The sequence below is a fragment of the Idiomarina sp. UBA3162 genome, from assembly GCF_002364475.1.
Taxonomy (GTDB): Bacteria; Pseudomonadota; Gammaproteobacteria; order Enterobacterales; family Alteromonadaceae; genus Idiomarina.
Window position 1 is genome coordinate 10,645 of sequence record NZ_DEYI01000075.1, and the last position, 906, is coordinate 11,550.

Annotated in this window: 2 protein-coding genes; one reads left to right on the forward strand and one right to left on the reverse strand. The window is 48.6% G+C overall.

The genetic code is table 11. The features are described from left to right. Positions 1–654, reverse strand: a 654-nt coding sequence (gene folD / locus B2X00_RS09735) for a bifunctional methylenetetrahydrofolate dehydrogenase/methenyltetrahydrofolate cyclohydrolase FolD (protein WP_290487358.1), incomplete at its 3' end; no start/stop codon positions are given. 10 nt (positions 655–664) lie between these two features. On the opposite strand from folD, the gene B2X00_RS09740 reads away from it, so the two are divergent. Then, positions 665–906 (forward strand): hypothetical protein (locus tag B2X00_RS09740; RefSeq protein WP_290487359.1); only part of this gene is annotated, 242 nt, incomplete at its 3' end.

Here is a 906-nt window from a genome sequence, read left to right on the forward strand (position 1 = left end):
GCCAGGAATAAATTCAGGTTTACCAACCGCTACCACTACAATGTCCGCACGGCGTACGTGTTTTTCTAGATCGTTAGTGAAACGGTGGCACACCGTTGTCGTCGCACCTGCTAACAGCAGTTCTAAACTCATTGGCCGACCAACAATGTTTGAAGCGCCCACAACAACTGCATTGAGTCCGTGTAAATCAATCTGAGTACTGTCGAGTAATGTGATGATGCCTTTCGGCGTGCATGGGCGCAACGCAGGAATACGCTGTGCTAAACGACCGACATTATAGGGATGGAAGCCATCGACATCTTTGTGCGGATGAATGCGCTCAAGAATCGGGGTGGCATCTAATCCTGCCGGCAATGGAAGTTGCAACAAGATACCGTCGATGTCTGAGTTGGCATTGAGCTCATCAATCAGTTGCTCCAGTGCAGCCTGCGATGTATCAGCAGGCATATCATAGTCGAAGGAACGAATACCGACTTGCTCGCAGGCGCGCCGTTTATTGCCCACGTAAACTTCTGATGCGGGATCTTGTCCAACCAAAACGACCGCTAACCCGGGTGCGCGTTTACCAGCGCTGAGGCGTTCGTCAATTTGCGTTTTTACGGATGCTCTGATGTTTGCAGCGATTGCTTTACCATCAATTAGCTGTGCAGGCATATAGGGACCCTTGCTTGTCAATGAAATTAGAATTGAAAAAGCTTTGAATGGCTTAGTAGTTTACCGTTATTTAAGGGGAAATGTCACTGATTGTCGGAATAATGGTCAGCTTGGCGCAAAAGTAGCCAAACAACCCGTTTTTGCCAAAAAAAGTTTGACGCGTGGGAAACTTATGGGTAATATTCGCCCCCGTTGTCAGGCAGCATTGTCTGTCACCGCCACAAGTCAAAATCGGCGAGTAGCGCAGTTTGG